At 68.2% G+C, this 15288-nt stretch carries 13 protein-coding genes; 9 read left to right on the top strand and 4 right to left on the bottom strand.

The window, feature by feature from the left end; genetic code table 11:
• Positions 1-6 precede the first annotated feature (6 nt).
• Positions 7-1095: a glycoside hydrolase family 183 protein gene (locus ABD255_RS12050; protein ID WP_344212985.1), complete on the top strand. Its 1089-nt coding sequence runs from the start codon at positions 7-9 to the stop codon at positions 1093-1095.
• Here ABD255_RS12050 and ABD255_RS12055 read toward each other — a convergent pair.
• The gene (locus ABD255_RS12055) at positions 1092-1562 is read right to left on the bottom strand and encodes a GNAT family N-acetyltransferase (RefSeq protein WP_344212987.1); all 471 of its coding nucleotides are present in this window, start codon (positions 1560-1562) and stop codon (positions 1092-1094) included. The two genes, ABD255_RS12050 and ABD255_RS12055, sit on opposite strands and share 4 nt — an antisense overlap.
• A gap of 46 nt (positions 1563-1608) precedes the next feature.
• Positions 1609-1992, bottom strand: a complete 384-nt coding sequence (locus ABD255_RS12060; RefSeq protein WP_344212989.1) for a VOC family protein — start codon at positions 1990-1992, stop codon at positions 1609-1611.
• Positions 1993-2147: 155 nt separating this feature from the next.
• On the opposite strand from ABD255_RS12060, the gene ABD255_RS12065 reads away from it, so the two are divergent.
• The 8 genes from ABD255_RS12065 to ABD255_RS12100 are packed head-to-tail and all read left to right on the top strand — an operon-like array spanning position 2148 to position 10292.
• The gene (locus ABD255_RS12065) at positions 2148-3527 is read left to right on the top strand and encodes an ABC transporter substrate-binding protein (RefSeq protein WP_344212991.1); all 1380 of its coding nucleotides are present in this window, start codon (positions 2148-2150) and stop codon (positions 3525-3527) included.
• 4 nt (positions 3528-3531) lie between these two features.
• On the top strand, positions 3532-4455 hold the full coding sequence (locus tag ABD255_RS12070) for a carbohydrate ABC transporter permease (RefSeq protein ID WP_344212993.1): 924 nt from the start codon (positions 3532-3534) through the stop codon (positions 4453-4455).
• Positions 4452-5414, top strand: coding sequence for a carbohydrate ABC transporter permease (locus tag ABD255_RS12075; protein WP_344212995.1), 963 nt, complete (start codon positions 4452-4454; stop codon positions 5412-5414). The genes ABD255_RS12070 and ABD255_RS12075 overlap by 4 nt, the downstream gene beginning before the upstream one ends.
• Complete coding sequence (locus tag ABD255_RS12080; RefSeq protein ID WP_344212997.1) at positions 5411-6289, top strand: NAD-dependent epimerase/dehydratase family protein; 879 nt, start codon at positions 5411-5413, stop codon at positions 6287-6289. Before ABD255_RS12075 ends, ABD255_RS12080 begins: the two co-directional genes overlap by 4 nt.
• On the top strand, positions 6290-7555 hold the full coding sequence (locus tag ABD255_RS12085) for an enolase C-terminal domain-like protein (RefSeq protein ID WP_344212999.1): 1266 nt from the start codon (positions 6290-6292) through the stop codon (positions 7553-7555). It begins immediately after the preceding gene.
• The gene (locus tag ABD255_RS12090) at positions 7552-8409 is read left to right on the top strand and encodes a sugar phosphate isomerase/epimerase family protein (RefSeq protein ID WP_344213001.1); all 858 of its coding nucleotides are present in this window, start codon (positions 7552-7554) and stop codon (positions 8407-8409) included. Before ABD255_RS12085 ends, ABD255_RS12090 begins: the two co-directional genes overlap by 4 nt.
• A gap of 54 nt (positions 8410-8463) precedes the next feature.
• Positions 8464-9738, top strand: a complete 1275-nt coding sequence (locus tag ABD255_RS12095) for an ROK family transcriptional regulator (RefSeq protein WP_344213003.1) — start codon at positions 8464-8466, stop codon at positions 9736-9738.
• Positions 9735-10292 (top strand): GNAT family N-acetyltransferase, encoded by a 558-nt coding sequence (locus ABD255_RS12100; RefSeq protein WP_344213005.1) that lies wholly within the window; start codon positions 9735-9737, stop codon positions 10290-10292. Before ABD255_RS12095 ends, ABD255_RS12100 begins: the two co-directional genes overlap by 4 nt.
• On the opposite strand, the gene ABD255_RS12105 is transcribed toward ABD255_RS12100, so the two are convergent.
• A complete protein-coding gene (locus ABD255_RS12105) occupies positions 10293-11387 on the bottom strand; it encodes a Gfo/Idh/MocA family protein (protein WP_344213007.1) in 1095 nt (364 codons plus the stop codon).
• A gap of 15 nt (positions 11388-11402) precedes the next feature.
• Positions 11403-15275, bottom strand: a complete 3873-nt coding sequence (locus ABD255_RS12110; protein ID WP_344213009.1) for a discoidin domain-containing protein — start codon at positions 15273-15275, stop codon at positions 11403-11405.
• Between the last annotated feature and the right edge of the window lie 13 nt (positions 15276-15288).

Genomic DNA, 15288 nt, shown 5'->3' on the forward strand with positions numbered 1-15288 from the left:
GTGACGATGCCGCCCGAACCGACGCTCAGACGATCCACTTTCCTGAAGGCAGCGGTCGGCGCCGGCGCGCTGCTCGCCGTACCGGGAGCCGCTGAGGCGGCCACCCGAGGTGGTACCGGAGTACAGGCGGTGCTGACCAACAAGGTGGCCGACCTGACCGGGCCGGGGCTGACCGACCGGTTCCGGATGGCGGCGACGGATCTGGGGATCCCGGTGCGGACGCCCGACGGGCGGATGCTGTTCATGTTCGGCGACACGTTCGAGAATCCGGTCGTCGGTGGCGGCTGGTGGCGGTCGCCGGTCGCGTTGTGGTCGACCACGACGAACCTGGCCGGGGGAGTGCAGTGGTCCGGCGCCGTCGGGGGAGCGGCGGCGCAGCAGTTGTGGGACTACCCGCACGACAACCCGACGTTCTCGACCGTGCTGCCGTCGGACGTGATCACCATCGGCGGCTCGATGTACCTGCACGCCATGGTGAACAAGGGGTTGGGAAACGTCGTCTGGACCGAGATCTGGCGGTCGGACAACTCCGGGGCCAGTTGGTATCACACGGGCGCGAAGTTCCCGAGCGACCTCGACGGCGGGCTGTTCCAGTTGCTGACCTGGGGAGAGGGCAACGACGGCTATGTGTACGTGTACTCGACCGGGTTCCAGCGGAACAAACCGATCATCCTCAAGCGGGTCCGGAGCAACCAGATCGCGAACCCGGCGGCGTACGAGCCGTGGGGGTATCGCAACGGCGTCTGGGCGTGGGGGAATCCGGCCACGCCGATCCTGACCGGCAGCTTCGGGGAGATGAGCCTGCGCCCGCTCGGCGGCAAGTGGGTGCTGACGTGGTTCAACGCCGGTGACTACCGGATCGACGGGATCATCATGGACACGCCGACCTCGAACCTCTACACGGCGTACCGGCAGACGCTCGTCTACGGCGGCGCCTGGGGTGCGGAGAACAACAACCACGTCGCGCAGTTGTACGGCGGCTACATCATTCCCGGCTCGACGTTGAGCGACATGCACCTGGCCGTGAGCCAGTGGAAGACCGACTCGGGCTGGCCGTACCGCGTCATGCAGTTCCGGGTGCGGGGTTTCGGCTAGACCTCGAGCACCATCGTGTCGGACCCGCCGGAGCGGCCGACCTTCCGGAAACCGAGCGAGCGGTAGAGGTCCGCCGCTCGGTTCTCCGGCTCCACGCTCAGACTCAACCGCGACCCGTACTCCGGCGCCGCCGCGACCAGCGCCTCAAGCAGCGCCCGGCCGACCCCACGTCCTCGCTGGCCGGGAGCCACCCCGATGCTGAGCTCCGGTACGTCGTCCGCCACATACCCGTAGCCCGGCCGGTCCGCGGTCAGCAACCTCGCCCACGCGGCACCAATCGGCCCGCCGTCCTCGGCGATGACCCCGAAATCACCCGGCCGCATCCACCCGTCGACGTACCGCCAGGCGTGGTCCTCGGCCCGCAACTGCTCCATCGTGAACCGCGGTTGGCCGTCCCAGTTGTACGCCTCCAGCAACATCTCCTCGAGGAATCCACGGTCGTCAGCGGTCGCCGCTCTGAGGAACATTCAGCCATCCTCGCCCACGGCGACCGCCGTCACCATCCGATTTCGCTCAGGCTGTGCCGGCGACGCCGATCAGGTTGCCCTCAGGGTCGGTGAACTGGCCGACCACGAGTTGGCCCGGCACGCCCTCCGGCCCGAAGACGCGTCGGCCGCCGAGGCGCTCGGCCTCGGCGAGAGCCGCCTCCACGTCCGGTACGCCGACGTAGAAGAGGGACTTCGGCGTGAGCTGGGGTCCACCGCCAACGCCGCCGTTGAGCCCGGTTCCCTTACCGGTCGTAGCGCCGTCGACGAAGCCATACTGACCGGGCGCCGAAACCTTGTCGGTGACCGCGTCATCCGTCGCGAACTGCCAGCCGAACAGGTCCCCGTAGTACTGCCTGAGTCCGGCCGGGTCGGTGCCGATGATCTCGAAGTGCACCACCGCGTCTGCCATCTTTTCCTCCCATAGTGTCACCACCTAGGTCGGAGTATCTGTCCCCGGCTCGACAAAACCATGATGTCCCTTGGCATTGATAAAGTAACACGCATGGTTTAACTTACTCGGGACTTGGCTCTCTGTGGCCCAGACCACACCCCTGAGGAGTTCCGATGACGAGAACGGCAAGGCTGGTTGTAGCCCTGACGTCGGCGGCCGCGCTGCTGACCGCGGCGGCCTGCGCGGATGGAAACACACCGGCGGCGACCAGCGGCGGATCGGTCGACGAGAACGCTCCGGTCACGATCACCGTCGGGAATCGGCCGAAGCCGGACAAGCCGGCCGACGTCGCCACCTTCGATCGCAACGTGAAGAAGTTCATGGACGCGCACCCGAACATCAAGGTGTTGTCGACCGAGACGGCCTGGGACGCGCAGACCTTCCAGGCCCAGGTGGCCGGCGGCTCGCTGCCGACGGTGATGAGCATCAGCTTCACCGAGCCGCTGAACATGATCCCGAACAAGCAACTGCCCGACATCACCGACGAGCTGAAGCTGGTCGACCTGACCAAGGACCTCAACCCCGAGACGCTCAAGCTGGTCTCCGACGACAAGGGCCGGATCTACGGCGTACCGTTCGAGGCCTTCTCCGTCGGGCTCGCCTACAACAGGGCGTTGTTCCAGCAGGCCGGCCTGGACCCGGACAAGCCGCCGACGAACTGGGACGAGGTCCGGCAGTACGCCCAGCAGATCACCGAGAAGACCGGCAAGGCCGGCTACGCGCAGCTGACCAAGGACAACACCGGTGGCTGGATGCTCACCACGATGACCTACAGCATGGGCGGCACCGTCCAGAGTGACGACGGCAAGAAGAGCACCTTCAACGACGCGCCGGCCAAGAAGGCGCTGCAGTTGCTGAAGGACATGCGCTGGACCGACAACACGATGGGCACCAACTTCCTCTACAACCAGGAGGAGGTTCGGCAGGACTTCGCCGCCGGCAAGATCGGCATGATCATGCAGGCACCGGACGCCTACGACATGGCGGTGAAGAACTTCGGGATGAAGCCGGCCGACTACGGCCACGGCGCGCTGCCGCAGGACGGTGGCCCGCACGGCACCCTGACCGGTGGCTCGATCAAGATGATCAACCCGAAGTCGAGCAAGAACGAGATCGTCGCCGCGCTGAAGTGGATCAAGTCGCAGGAGTTCGACAAGTACACCGACCAGGCGGTCGCGATCCAGAACGCCAAGGACGCGATCGCGGACAAGGGCTTCGTCGGCCGGCCGGGCGTCACGCCGCTGAGCCAGGAGACCTACGACCAGTACAACAAGTGGCGCGAGCCCTACAACAACGTGCCGGTCGAGCAGTTCAAGGGCTACGTCGAGTCGACGAAGTCGCTCAAGCTGCTGCCGGAGCCGTCGAACAAGGGACAAGAGGTCTACGCGCTGCTCGACCCGGTCGTGCAGCAGGTGCTGACCAAGAAGGACGCGGACATCGACAAGTTACTCGCCGACGCCGCCGCGAAGATCGACGCCCGCCTGGCGCGGTAGTTCGATGGCTGTCCTCACCCGCACCCCTGCTTCTCAGTCCGGCCGGAGCCTTTCCACCTGGTTCCGCTCCGGCGGGCTGAGCAGTATCGTCTTCGCGCTGCCCCTGGTGCTGGTCTTCCTGTACTTCTCCTGGGGCCCGATCGTGCGCGGGCTGGTGCTCAGTTTCCAGAAGAACAACCTCGTCACCACGCCGGAGTGGGTCGGCTGGTCGAACTTCAGCTACGTGCTGACCGATCCCCAGCTCCCGCAGGCGACCGTGAACACCCTGTACTTCGCTCTGCTCGCGCTGATCTTCGGCTTCCCGGTGCCGTTGTTCCTGGCGGTGTTCATCAGCGAACTACGCAGTACCGGCTGGCTCTACAACGTGCTCTCCTACCTGCCGGCGGTGGTGCCGCCGGTGGTCGCGATCCTGCTCTGGAAGATCTTCTACGACCCGGGCACCTCCGGGCTCTTCAACTCGGTGCTCGGCTGGTTCGGCATCGGGCCGTTCTCCTGGCTGAACTCGCCCGACCTGGCGATGCCGGCGATCGTGCTGGAGGCGACCTGGGCCGGCGCGGGTGCCACCTCGATCATCTACCTGGCCGCGCTGACCGGAGTACGGACCGAGTTGTACGAGGCGGCTGAGCTGGACGGGGCCGGGATCTGGTCGCGGGTCTGGCACGTCACGCTGCCGCAGATCCGCGGAATCATCCTGATCATGATGCTGCTGCAGTTGATCGGCACGTTTCAGGTGTTCACCGAGCCGTTCCTGTTCACCGGCGGCGGCCCGGACAACGCGACCACCACGATCCTGCTGCTGATCTACCGGTACGCGTTCATCAACGGCGACTTCGGTGCCGCCACCGCGCTCAGCGTGCTGCTCGCGCTGGTGCTGTGCGTGCTGTCGGTCGTGTACCACTTCCTCACCCGGCGTTGGAGCACGACATGACGAGTCTCCCGGTCACCGAACAGGTCGCCACCAGCCCTGAGGCGGCGGCTCCGGCCCGGCGCAAGCGCCGTACGGCCGAGCCGCAGGAGCGCGGGATCATCTCGCCCGCCGACCGACGCCGGCCTCTGATCCAGTACGGGCTGCCGATCATCCAGGTGTTGCTTTTCATCGGGGTCGTCATCGCGGGTGTCGGGCCGCTGCTGTGGCTGCTGAAGTCCGGGCTGTCGACCAGCCAGGACATCCTCCGCGGCCCGATGCAGCTGTGGCCGTCCGGAATCCAGTGGCAGAACATCCCGAACGCCTGGAACCAGGTCCAGATCGGCTCGTACCTCGGCAACACGGCGATCATCGCGATCGGCTCGCTGATCTCCACGCTGTTCGTCTGTACGACGGGTGCCTTCGTGCTGAGCGTGCTGCGGCCCAAGTGGGGCCCGATCATCACCGGTGCCGTGCTGGCCACGCTCTTCCTGCCCGGCGTGATCTCGCTCGTCCCGCTCTACCTGACGATCCTCAAGATGCCCGTCCTCGGCGTCAACCTGCAGAACACGTTCTGGGCGGTCTGGCTGCCGCAGGCCGCGGGCGCGTTCAACATCCTGGTGATGAAGCGGTACTTCGACGCGATCCCGCGGGAGCTGATCGAGGCGGCGCGGATCGACGGCGCGAGCAACCTGAGGCTCTTCACCTCGCTGATCCTGCCACTGTCGAAGCCGATCCTCGGCGTCGTCGCGCTGCTCACCGTGATCGGTTCATGGAAGGACTACCTCTGGCCACTGCTGGTGCTGCCGGACCCGAAGATGCAGCCGATCTCGGTCGCCCTGCCGCGAGTGGCGGAGACCACTGAGATCTCTTTGCAGATGAGCGCGTTGTTCCTGGCGGTCCTGATCCCAGTAGTGCTCTTCTTGATATTCCAGAAGCAGTTCCTGAAGGGTGTGGGGATGTCAGGAGGTATCAAGGAGTGAGTTCTTCGCTGGCCGGGCGCCGGGTATTGGTGACGGGGGCGGCGGGCCGGATCGGCTCGGTCACCACCCGTCACCTGACCGAGCTCGGCGCCCTGGTGACGGCGCTGTCGATCACCGAGGATCCCGAGCTCAAGGCCGACCGGGTGGTGATCGGCGACACCAGGTCGGAGGACGATGTCGCGGCCGCGCTGGCGGAGGTGGATCTCGTCGTCCACCTGGCCGCTCTCCCGCACCCGTCGGCCGGTACGCCGTACGACGTGTACAGCACGAACGTGGTGTCCACCTTCAACGTGCTCGCGCAGGCGGGTGCGTTGGGCGTCAAGCGCGCGGTGGTTGCCAGCAGCATCAACGCGTACGGGGTGCCGTTCAACCCGCACGACATCCGGCCTGCCTACTACCCGCTGGACGAGAAGATCCCCACGGACGTGGCCGACTGGTACTCGTTGTCGAAGCAGAACGACGAGAACACCTGCCGGATGGCCTGGCGGCGCTGGGGGATCGACGTGGTCTCCTTCCGGTTCCCGCACGTGAATTCACCGGACGTGCTGGAGCGGCAGGCCCGAGGGTTCCGCGAGGATCCGGCACCCGGAGTCCGCGAGGCGTGGAGCTACCTGGACACCCGGGACGCGGCGTACGCGATCGAGTTGGGGCTGACGGCATCGTTGTCGGGGGCCCACACCTTCTTCGTTGCCGCCGGCACCACCAACGCGCCGTACGAGACCGAGGCGTTGCTGGATGCTTTCGCGCCCGGCGTACCGCGGCTGCGGCGCTTCGTGGGGCGCGAGGTACCGATCGACCTGACGGCCGCCCGCACCGTGCTCGGTTTCCGGGCGCAGCACGAACTCGACCTTCCGACCGATCGACTGGAGAGCTGAATGCCGCACGAGACGCCCGCCACCTTCGCCCAGCCCTGGCCGGTCCGCGACGACGTCCGGATCCGGGCGGTCAAGGCGATCGTGACCGCACCCCAGGGCATTCCGCTGGTGGTGGTGAAGATCGACACCACCGAGCCGGGGCTGTACGGACTGGGCTGTGCGACCTTCACCCAGCGGTGGAAGGCGGTGCAGACCTTCGTCGACGAGCACCTGGCCCGGCTGCTGATCGGGCGGTATCCGGGCGACATCGGCGACCTGGTCCGGCTGGCCGGGTTCTCCGGCTACTGGCGCGGCGGCCCGGTGACGAACAACGCGATCTCGGGCATCGACCAGGCGCTGTGGGACATCGCCGGCAAGCGCGCGGGGATGCCGGTCTACGAGCTTCTCGGCGGCAAGGTCCGCGCCGCCGCCGACACCTACATCCACGCCGGTGGCATCAGCATCGAGGAGACCCTGGAACAGGCGAAGGAGTTCGTCGCGCAGGGCTGGCGTCACATCCGGCTGCAGGTCTCCACCCCGGGCGGAGGCGGGTACGGCGCTCCCCGGCTGGCCACGCTCTACCCGGACGCGCCGTACCGCAATGGCTGGAGCGCCCGCGACTACCTCCGTACTACGCCCGACCTGTTCGCCGCGGCCAGGCAGTCCCTCCCGGACAACGTCGAACTGCTCCACGACGTGCACTCGCGGCTGACCCCGAAAGAAGCGGTGCTGCTGGCTCGTTCGCTCGAGCCGTACCGGCTGTTCTTCCTCGAGGATGTCCTGCCGCCCGAGCACTGGGACCGGCTTCCGGAGGTCCGGGCGGCCTCCCCGGTTCCGCTGGCTGTCGGTGAGCTGACCACGTCGATGGGCGACGCGGTACGGCTGGTGCGTGACGGTGGCGTCGACTTCATCCGCTCGCACATCTCCGACATCGGCGGACTCACCCCGGCCCGCAAGATCGCCGGCCTCGCCGAACTGTGCGGAGTCCGTACCGCGTGGCACGGGCCCGGCGACACCTCGCCGATCGGCGCCGCCGCGAACGTCGCGCTCGACGTGAGTTCCGTCGCCTTCGGCATCCAGGAGGGCCACATCTACAACGACGCGACCCACGAGGTCTTCCCCGGCACGCTGCGGATCGTCGACGGCTGGCTGACCCCGAACGAGGCCCCCGGCTGGGGGATCGACATCGACCTGGAGGCGGCCGCGCGCTATCCCGCGCAGTTGTCCGGCCACGACGAGTGGGCGGCCGGAGTACGGCGTATCGATGGGGCGCTGGAGGCGCCGTGAAGTTCGCCGTGTTCACGGACTCGACGCCGGAGTGGACTCCTGAGGAGGCCGCGAAGCTCTTGGCCGGGCAGGGATGGCAGGGCATCGAATGGCGGATCACTGACCAGGAGGCGTCCGCTACCCCAGGGTTCTGGGCCGGCAACCGGGCGACCTGGCCGTTGACCGGACTGGAGGACAACCTGGAGGCGATCCGCACGGTCACCCGCGATGCGGGACTGGAGTTCGCGTCGCTCGGCGGGTTCGTCCCACCGACTCAGCGCGACGATGTCGATCGGATGCTGGCCGCGACTGCCGCGCTCGGCGCGGGCCAGGTCCGGATCATGGGGCTGCCGGTGGAGAAAGGCCAGACGTACCGGGAGGCGTTCGCGGCGTACCGGGGTGACTGGGAGTGGGTGGCCGAGCGCGCCCGCCATCACGGCGTACGGGCGCTGGTGGAGTTGCACTTCGACAGCCTGACGCCGAGTGCTTCGGCGGCGCGGCGGTTGCTGGAGGGCCTCGACCCGCAGTACGTCGGGGTGATCCACGACATCGGCAACCTGGTCATCGAGGGGTGGGAAGCGCACTCGCTCGACCTGCTCGGCGAGTATCTGGCGCACGTGCACGTGAAGAACTGCGCATTCCATCTGGCCGGTGTGGAAAGCGACGGCACGTTGCGATGGGAACCGAAATGGGTACCGCTGCGGGAAGGCCGGGCCAACCTGCCGGAATTGTTCCGGGCACTGGCCGCGGTCGGCTACGACGGCTGGGTCACGGTGGAGGATTTCTCCACCGCCGTGTCCTTACCGGAAAGAACGGCGGCGAACCTCGAATACCTCACCGGTCTGGCGATCGCAGCGGGGTACGATCTCGGCTAGTCCGGGGGCGAGGTCTTTTGTCAGCGGGGAAAGTCATGGATGAGGAGGTGGGCGATGGTCACGCCTGACAGTGACTCGGCGGTACTCGACGAACCGACGCGTTCCGGCGCGAACCAGTACGACCTGGGCTCCTTCAACGAGGCCGTGATCATCGAGACGATCCGGCTGGCCGGCATCATCAGCCGGACGGAGATCTCCCGGCGGACCGGGCTGACCCAGCAGTCGGTGTCACGGATCCTGCGCATCCTGCTGCAGCAGGGCCTGCTGGTCGAGGAGGCCCAGGAGCGGGCCGAGCGGCTGGGCAAACCGCGCACCCCGGTCCGGCTGCGGTCGAACGCGGCACACGCGGTCGGCATCCACATCGACCCCGAACTGCTGACGGTCGCGGTCGTCGACCTGGACGGCGCGATCGTGCGCCGCGAGACGGTCGACCTGCCCGCCGACCTGGACGCCGTGCGCCTGGTCGACCTGACCGCGGCCACCGTGTCGGCCGCCTTGAGCATCAGCCAGGTGGACCCCGAATCGATGCTCGGCGTGGGCGTCGCGGTGCCCGGCCCGATCAACGCCGACGGCACCTTGCTCGACCTGCCGCTGCAGCCGGCCTGGCGAGGTCTGGAGATCCGCCACCTGCTGCAGGGCAAGCTCAACCACCCTGTCCTGGTCGAGAAGGACGGCACCGCGGCCGCTATCGGCGAGCGCTGGATCGGCCGCTCGGCCCGGGCCCGCGACTTCGCCTACCTGTACCTGGGGACGGGGGTCGGCAGCGGCCTGATCCTGAACGGCTCGATCTACCGCGGCGGTACTGCGAACGCCGGCGAGTTCGGCCAGTTGTGCGCTCTGAAGATGGGGGAGTGGGACGAAAAGGGCGGTCCCCGGATGATGGCGGAGTGCAATCCGACCGCGTCGCTGCCGGTGATCGCGGCAGGTTTCGGATATGTCGAGACCGATCCGGACGCGACCGACGAGGCAAAGCGCTACAAAGCGGTCTGCAAAGCCGCCGCGAGTGGCGACGAAGCGGCCCGGAAGGCGGTGACCCAAGTGGCCTCGGTGATTGCCCAGGGTGCCGTCGGCCTGGTCGATCTGCTGGATATCGATTTGATCGTGCTGGGCGGCCCGGCGTTCGACCAGGAAATCGCCGGGGTGTTTCTTTCCGAAATCGACCGGGCGGTGAATTCGCACCCGATCGCGAAAGGCACCCGGACGGTCGCGGTGGAGGAGTCGATGCTGCAGGCCGACGCGGCCGCGGTCGGGGCCGCGTCGACGATCTTCCACGACGCGTTCACCCCCCGGGTGAGCGGATCGAGTCAGGCTCGTAAGCTGCCGAAGTGATCGCCGCCCGCTCGCTGACCCCCGAGATCCAGTTGCGGATGGCGACCCTGGGCGATGCCCAGGCGATCGCCGACGCGCAAGTCCGCAACCGTGAGCATCTGCGTCCGTGGGAGCCGCGACGGTCCGAGGAGTGGTTCACCGCCGCCGCTCAGGCCGAGCGCCTGGAGGGTCAGTTGGAGCGCTACCAGCGCGGCCAGGTGGTGCCCTGGCTGATGGTGGAAGGCGACCGGGTCGTCGGTGCGATCACCTTGACCGACATCGTGCCGGGCCCGTTCCGCAGCGCCGCCCTCGGTTACTGGGTCGACGCCGAAGCCCTTGGCAGGGGGCTCGCCTCGACCGCGGTCGAGACCGTCGCCGGGATCGCCGACACCGAGCTGAGGCTGCACCGGATCGCAGCCAGCACCGTGACCCACAACGTCGCCTCTCAACGCGTCCTGGACAAGTGCGGCTTCACCCGGATCGGCACCGCTCCCGACTACCTGCACATCGATGGCGCCTGGAGCACGAGCCACCTCTACCAGCGCATCCTCAACACGCGCGCTCCCGGCGAGTGATCAGGCCGGCGGCAGCCGGACGCCGCGGCTGACGTCGACATCGTCGTAGCGGCCTTCGAGGACGTCGATGAACTTGACCGGACGCTGCAGCGTCGAGGCGATGTAGACGGCGCGGACCGTGGCCAGCGCCTCGATCGCGTCGTGCACAGTGATGCCGGGCTGTTCGTTGTTGTCGATCGCCGTGAAGATGTCCTCGTACTGCGCCACGTGGCCGCCGGGCTTCTCCGCCTCGACGGCCACGTCGTCCGTGGAGCCGTCGACGGTGAAGCGGCGGAGCAGGTCGTCCTCGAGTTCGGCGCCCCCGGCCGTGCCGTGGACCGAGACGCGGGTGCGGCCGCCGGGGAAGGCGGCGGTGGTCGCGTGCAGGGTGGCGACGGACCCGTTCTCGAAGGTCAGGGTCGCCACCACCGTGTCCTCGACCTCGATCTCGTGGTGCGCCGCGCGGAGCGCCTGGGCCTGGATGTTGACCGGGCGGCCCATGAACCACAGCAGCAGATCGACGGTGTGGACACCCTGGTTCATGAGTGCACCGCCGCCGTCCTGGGCCCAGGTGCCACGCCAGCCGGCAGACGCGTAGTACTCGTCGCTGCGCCACCACGCGACCGTGGCGACGGCCGAGGTGAGGTGGCCGAACCGGCCGGTCCGGATCGCCTCGGCGACCGACGCGCTGCCCGGATCGAAGCGGTGCTGGCTGATCACCGAGGAGACGACTCCGTGGTTGGCCGCCCGGGTCGCCGCCGCGCCGAGGCGGCGGGCCCGGATCAGGTCGACGTCGAGTGGCTTCTCGATGACGACGTGCTTCTTCTCGTTCAGCGCCTGCTCGGCCAGCGCGGCGTGCGTGCCGCTGGGCGTGCAGATCGCGACGAGCGAGATGTCCGATCCCGACAGAGCCGCGGCCAGGTCGTCGTACACCTTCGGCTCGGGCTGCCCGGCTTCCTTCAGCCTGGCGGCCAGCGCTTCCCGGGCGGCGGCGTCGCCGTCGACCAGCGCGGTCACTTCCGCGTCCGAGCGCGCCGCGACGGTGTCCGCGTGGGTGCGCCCGATGATGCCGCAGCCCACGATGGCGACCTGGTGGTTGTTCGTCGAGTCAGACATCTCGCCCTTTCACTCCTACTTCGTGGTGAAGTTCGCCGTCAGCACCTGGTCCGTGGCCACGGGGAACGAGTCCGACGCGTCGGTCGAGACCACCGCGCCGGCCACGGTCCAGTTCTGGAAAACGCTATCCGATCCGGGCGCCGCCGTCACCGTCACCTGCGCGCCGACCTCGTACGTGCCCGGCTCGGACTCGTTCCCGACGATGCTCACGGTGCCGTTGCCCGCGGCCGCGACCGACACCGCCCGCTGGACGACGTTGATCACCATCACGTTGTGCAGGGTGACCGGGCCGGTGCTGGTGGCGCCGTTGTAGCGGGCCAGGTTGGTCGCCTCGACGTCGCCCTTGACCACCTTCACGGTGAAGCCACCCTCGCCGAGGTTGTCGGTGCCGAGGTTGAACGCGTCCACCTGCCCGTCGTTGACGACCAGCCCGTCGTGGAAGCCGTAGGCGAAGACGTTGAACAGCGTCAGCCCGGTGGCGCCGTCGACGGTGACGATCTTGGCGGTCTTGCGCATGTACTTGTCGATGACGAGTTCGAAGATGCCGCCCTCGTTCATCCAGTGCGGCTGCTGGTAGCCGATCCTGGTGACCGCGTTGCCGTTGGACAGCACGCCCTCGATCCGCCCGCCGGTACTGCGGCCGACGGCGATCGCGTGGTCGAAGAAGGCGCCGGCCACCTTGCGGACCACGAACCCGTCGTTGCGGTGGGTGGTGAAGTCGAGGCCGTTCCACGCGTTCGGGAAGCCTGCGTTGATCACGTAGGTTTGCGCGCCCTTGCCGCGGACGGCGTAGGGGTAGGCGACGACTCCTTCGGCGAGGCCGGGGTTGTTCTCCGGGTAGAACACCCGCAGGCCACGGACGCCGGCCTGCTGCCCGTTGAGCGTCACCAATGCGGTCGCCGTGTCCGGCGCCGAGGTGGCCCGCCCCTCGAACGCGTGCAGCACGGTCCCGCCGCTGGCCCCGCCCTGATCCCGATTCGGTACTGCGGACGCGCCGCGCAGCTCGACCTTCGCCGGAACGGTCAGGTGCTTGCTGATCCGGTACCACCCGGCCGGGAGGTAGACGATGCCGCCGCCCGCGCGGCCGGCCTTGTCCAGCATCTTCTGTACTGCGCCTGTCGCGTCAGCCGCGGGCAGATACCCGACGCCGTGCGGCACGTTCACGACGTACAGAGCTCTGCGAGCCGGACCAGGAAGCGCTCTCTGCGTGTAGGTGGGAGCAACGCCGGACATCCGGTGGACGATCCCGCTGACAGTCCCGGTCACCGAGGTGCCGGTGACCTTCACGTAGCCGCGCGAGTCGTTCTTGATCGCCTGGATGCTGCCCTCGATCCGCCCACCGGCCAGTGTCATCCCCCACCGATCGTCCATCACGTCGACCTTGACCGCGATGTCCGTACGGCGGATGTCCGGCTGCAGGAAGCTTCCCGTGAACTGGGCGCGCTGACCCGCCACCACGTGGATGCCGACCTGGTAGTCGGAGAGCGTGATCCGGTGGAACTGGTCCCATTCGAGGTCGCCGAGCACCAGGCCCGTGCCGTTCGCGCGGGTCCAGCTGTCGAGCGTGGCGCGCGCCGGCGGCTTGTAGGCGCTCGGGGCGGATGCCCAGTAGGTGTTGCTGAAGGTGACGTTTTCCCAGGTGCCGACGTCGGCGCCGTTGTAGGCACGGGCACCCTCGAAGAGAGCGGTTCCCCGGATGTTCCGGATCGTGGTGGATTCGTGCACCTGGCCGGAGCTCGGCGCCGAGCCCCGGTCGTTCGCGAACGTGCTGATGCCGATACCGCGGTACGAGTTGAGCATGGTGACGTCCGAGACGGTCGCCATCATGTAGTTCTCGTTGCCGATCCAGGCGCCGCCGGGGACCTCGAAGGTGTAGTTGTACGGGATCGGTTGGGCCGCGCTCTGCCGCGGGTAGTAGGTGGTCACGCCGATCACGCCGGCCGAGCCGCCGATCCGGAACAGGCTCGGCCCGTCGTTGCCGGAGGCAAGATCCGCGACGATCACGGTGCCGTAGTCGCCTCGGCCCTTGTCAGCGTCGTCCGGATCCCGACGGTCACCGCGCAGCGTGCAGAACGCGTGGACCTCGACGGTGTCCTTGACCAGGTACTTGCCGGCCGGGAGCCAGACGGTCCCGCCACCGGCGTCCTGGCACGCGTAGACGGCCTGCTGGATCGCCTTGGTCGAGTCCTTCTTGCCGCTGCGGTCCGCGCCGTACTTCGTGGCGTCGAAGTCGGCGATCACCGCGTCCTCGGTCGGATGCCGCGTGTCGACCAGCGTCGGCTTGGGCGTGACCACCGGCGATTCGCGCAACTGGAGTTCCTTGACAACGAAGCTGTCGGCTCCGGTCATCGTCACCCGGACATAGCGGGCCTCGGTGGTCGCGAAGCGGGTCTTGCTGAACTGGTTGGCGCCGGGTGAACCGGTGCGGCCGACCGTGGTGAAGTTGATGCCGTCGTTCGAGACCTGCACGGTGTAGTCGGGGGAGTAGGCCTGGGCCCACTCCACCCGGACGTCGTTCACGGCGCGCGGCTGCTTGAGATCCACCTGCAGCCAGGAGTCGCCCGCGCCACTCGTCCACTCGGTCTGGTGGTCGCCGTCGTTCGCGTTGGTGGCGCCGGTGCCGTTGCCGGCGGTCGCAGTACCGGTGGGTGCGAAGTTCGTGTCGACGACGGAGGCGGTGAACGCGTCGAGCTTGGCCTGCAGGGTGGTCAGAGCAGCCTTCACCTGAACGTCGGTGACGCCCGGCGTGGCCGCGATCGCTTGAGCGTCCTCGATGGCCTGCAGCAAGGTCGCGCGGCTGCCGACCGGGAACTGACCGTCGCGACTGCCTTCGCGGGCGCGCTTCTGCACCCGGGCCGCCTCGTCGATCAGATCGACCAGGCCCTCGGTGACGTCGAGCACGGTCGCCACCTTCGCGACCCGGACCGCCGCGACCTTGAGGTCGGCCGCGCCGTCGCCGATGTGGATGCGGAAGTCGGAGCCGTTGGACCGGTTCGTCATCACCGCGTCGCCGAGCGCGAAGGTGTGGGTCTTCCAGGTCTTGGTGTCGCCGTAGCCGATCACCTCGGAGTTCTTGAACTTCTCCGGGATGGTCTCGCCGGGCGAGTCGTAGTGCAGGCCGAACTGGCCGTTGCCCTCGTCGAAGTAGTCGATGCTGATCAGCACCAGGCTGCGGTTGTCGTAGAGATAGGTGTCGGACACGTTCATGTACAGGAAGTTCGTGCCCGGCGCGGGGGCCGTCCGGTCGGTCTGCCAGTACGGCCGTCCGTCCTGCACTCCGGTGACCAGGTTCTCCGGGCGGTCGCCGGCGCGCGGGGAGATGCCGCTCTGCAGCGGGGACGCGCCGAGTTCGACCGACGCGCCCGCAGTACTGATGCGCAGGGCGGCGACGGTGATGTCCGCGCTGCCCTGGAGGCGAAGATCCGCGCCGCCGAGACGGTCGGTGAAGCCGATGTCGGCGAGGGCGAAGGTGCCGGTCTGCCAGAGCCCGGTGTTCTTCAGTTGGACGTCGTCGGCTTCCGCGGCGGGGTCGGCGGCGGCGTCGTACTGGAGTTGGAGCGTGCCGGTGCCGCTGTCGAGGTAGGTGACCGTGACGACGACGTCGTCGGTGCTCAGTTCCTCGACGTAGTCGCGGTCGACGTCGAAGCTGAAGTAGCCGGTGCCGGCCGCCTGGTTCGTCCGCCAGTAGGTGCGGCCGTGCTCGGTGCCGGTCTGCAGGCCGGCCGGATCGGCTCCGGCGGCGGGCCGCACGCCGAGCGTGGTGGGTGTCGGGCCGAGATCGGCGCCGACGCCGCTCGGATACATCGTGGCCGCATGGGCCGCGGGCACGGCGAGTACGCCGGTCAGCAGCAGGGCGGGGAGTAGTCCCGCCAGCAGGCGTCTGGTCATTCGGGGAACCTCC

It is taken from the genome of Kribbella sancticallisti (assembly GCF_039530625.1).
Classification (GTDB): Bacteria; Actinomycetota; Actinomycetes; order Propionibacteriales; family Kribbellaceae; genus Kribbella; species Kribbella sancticallisti.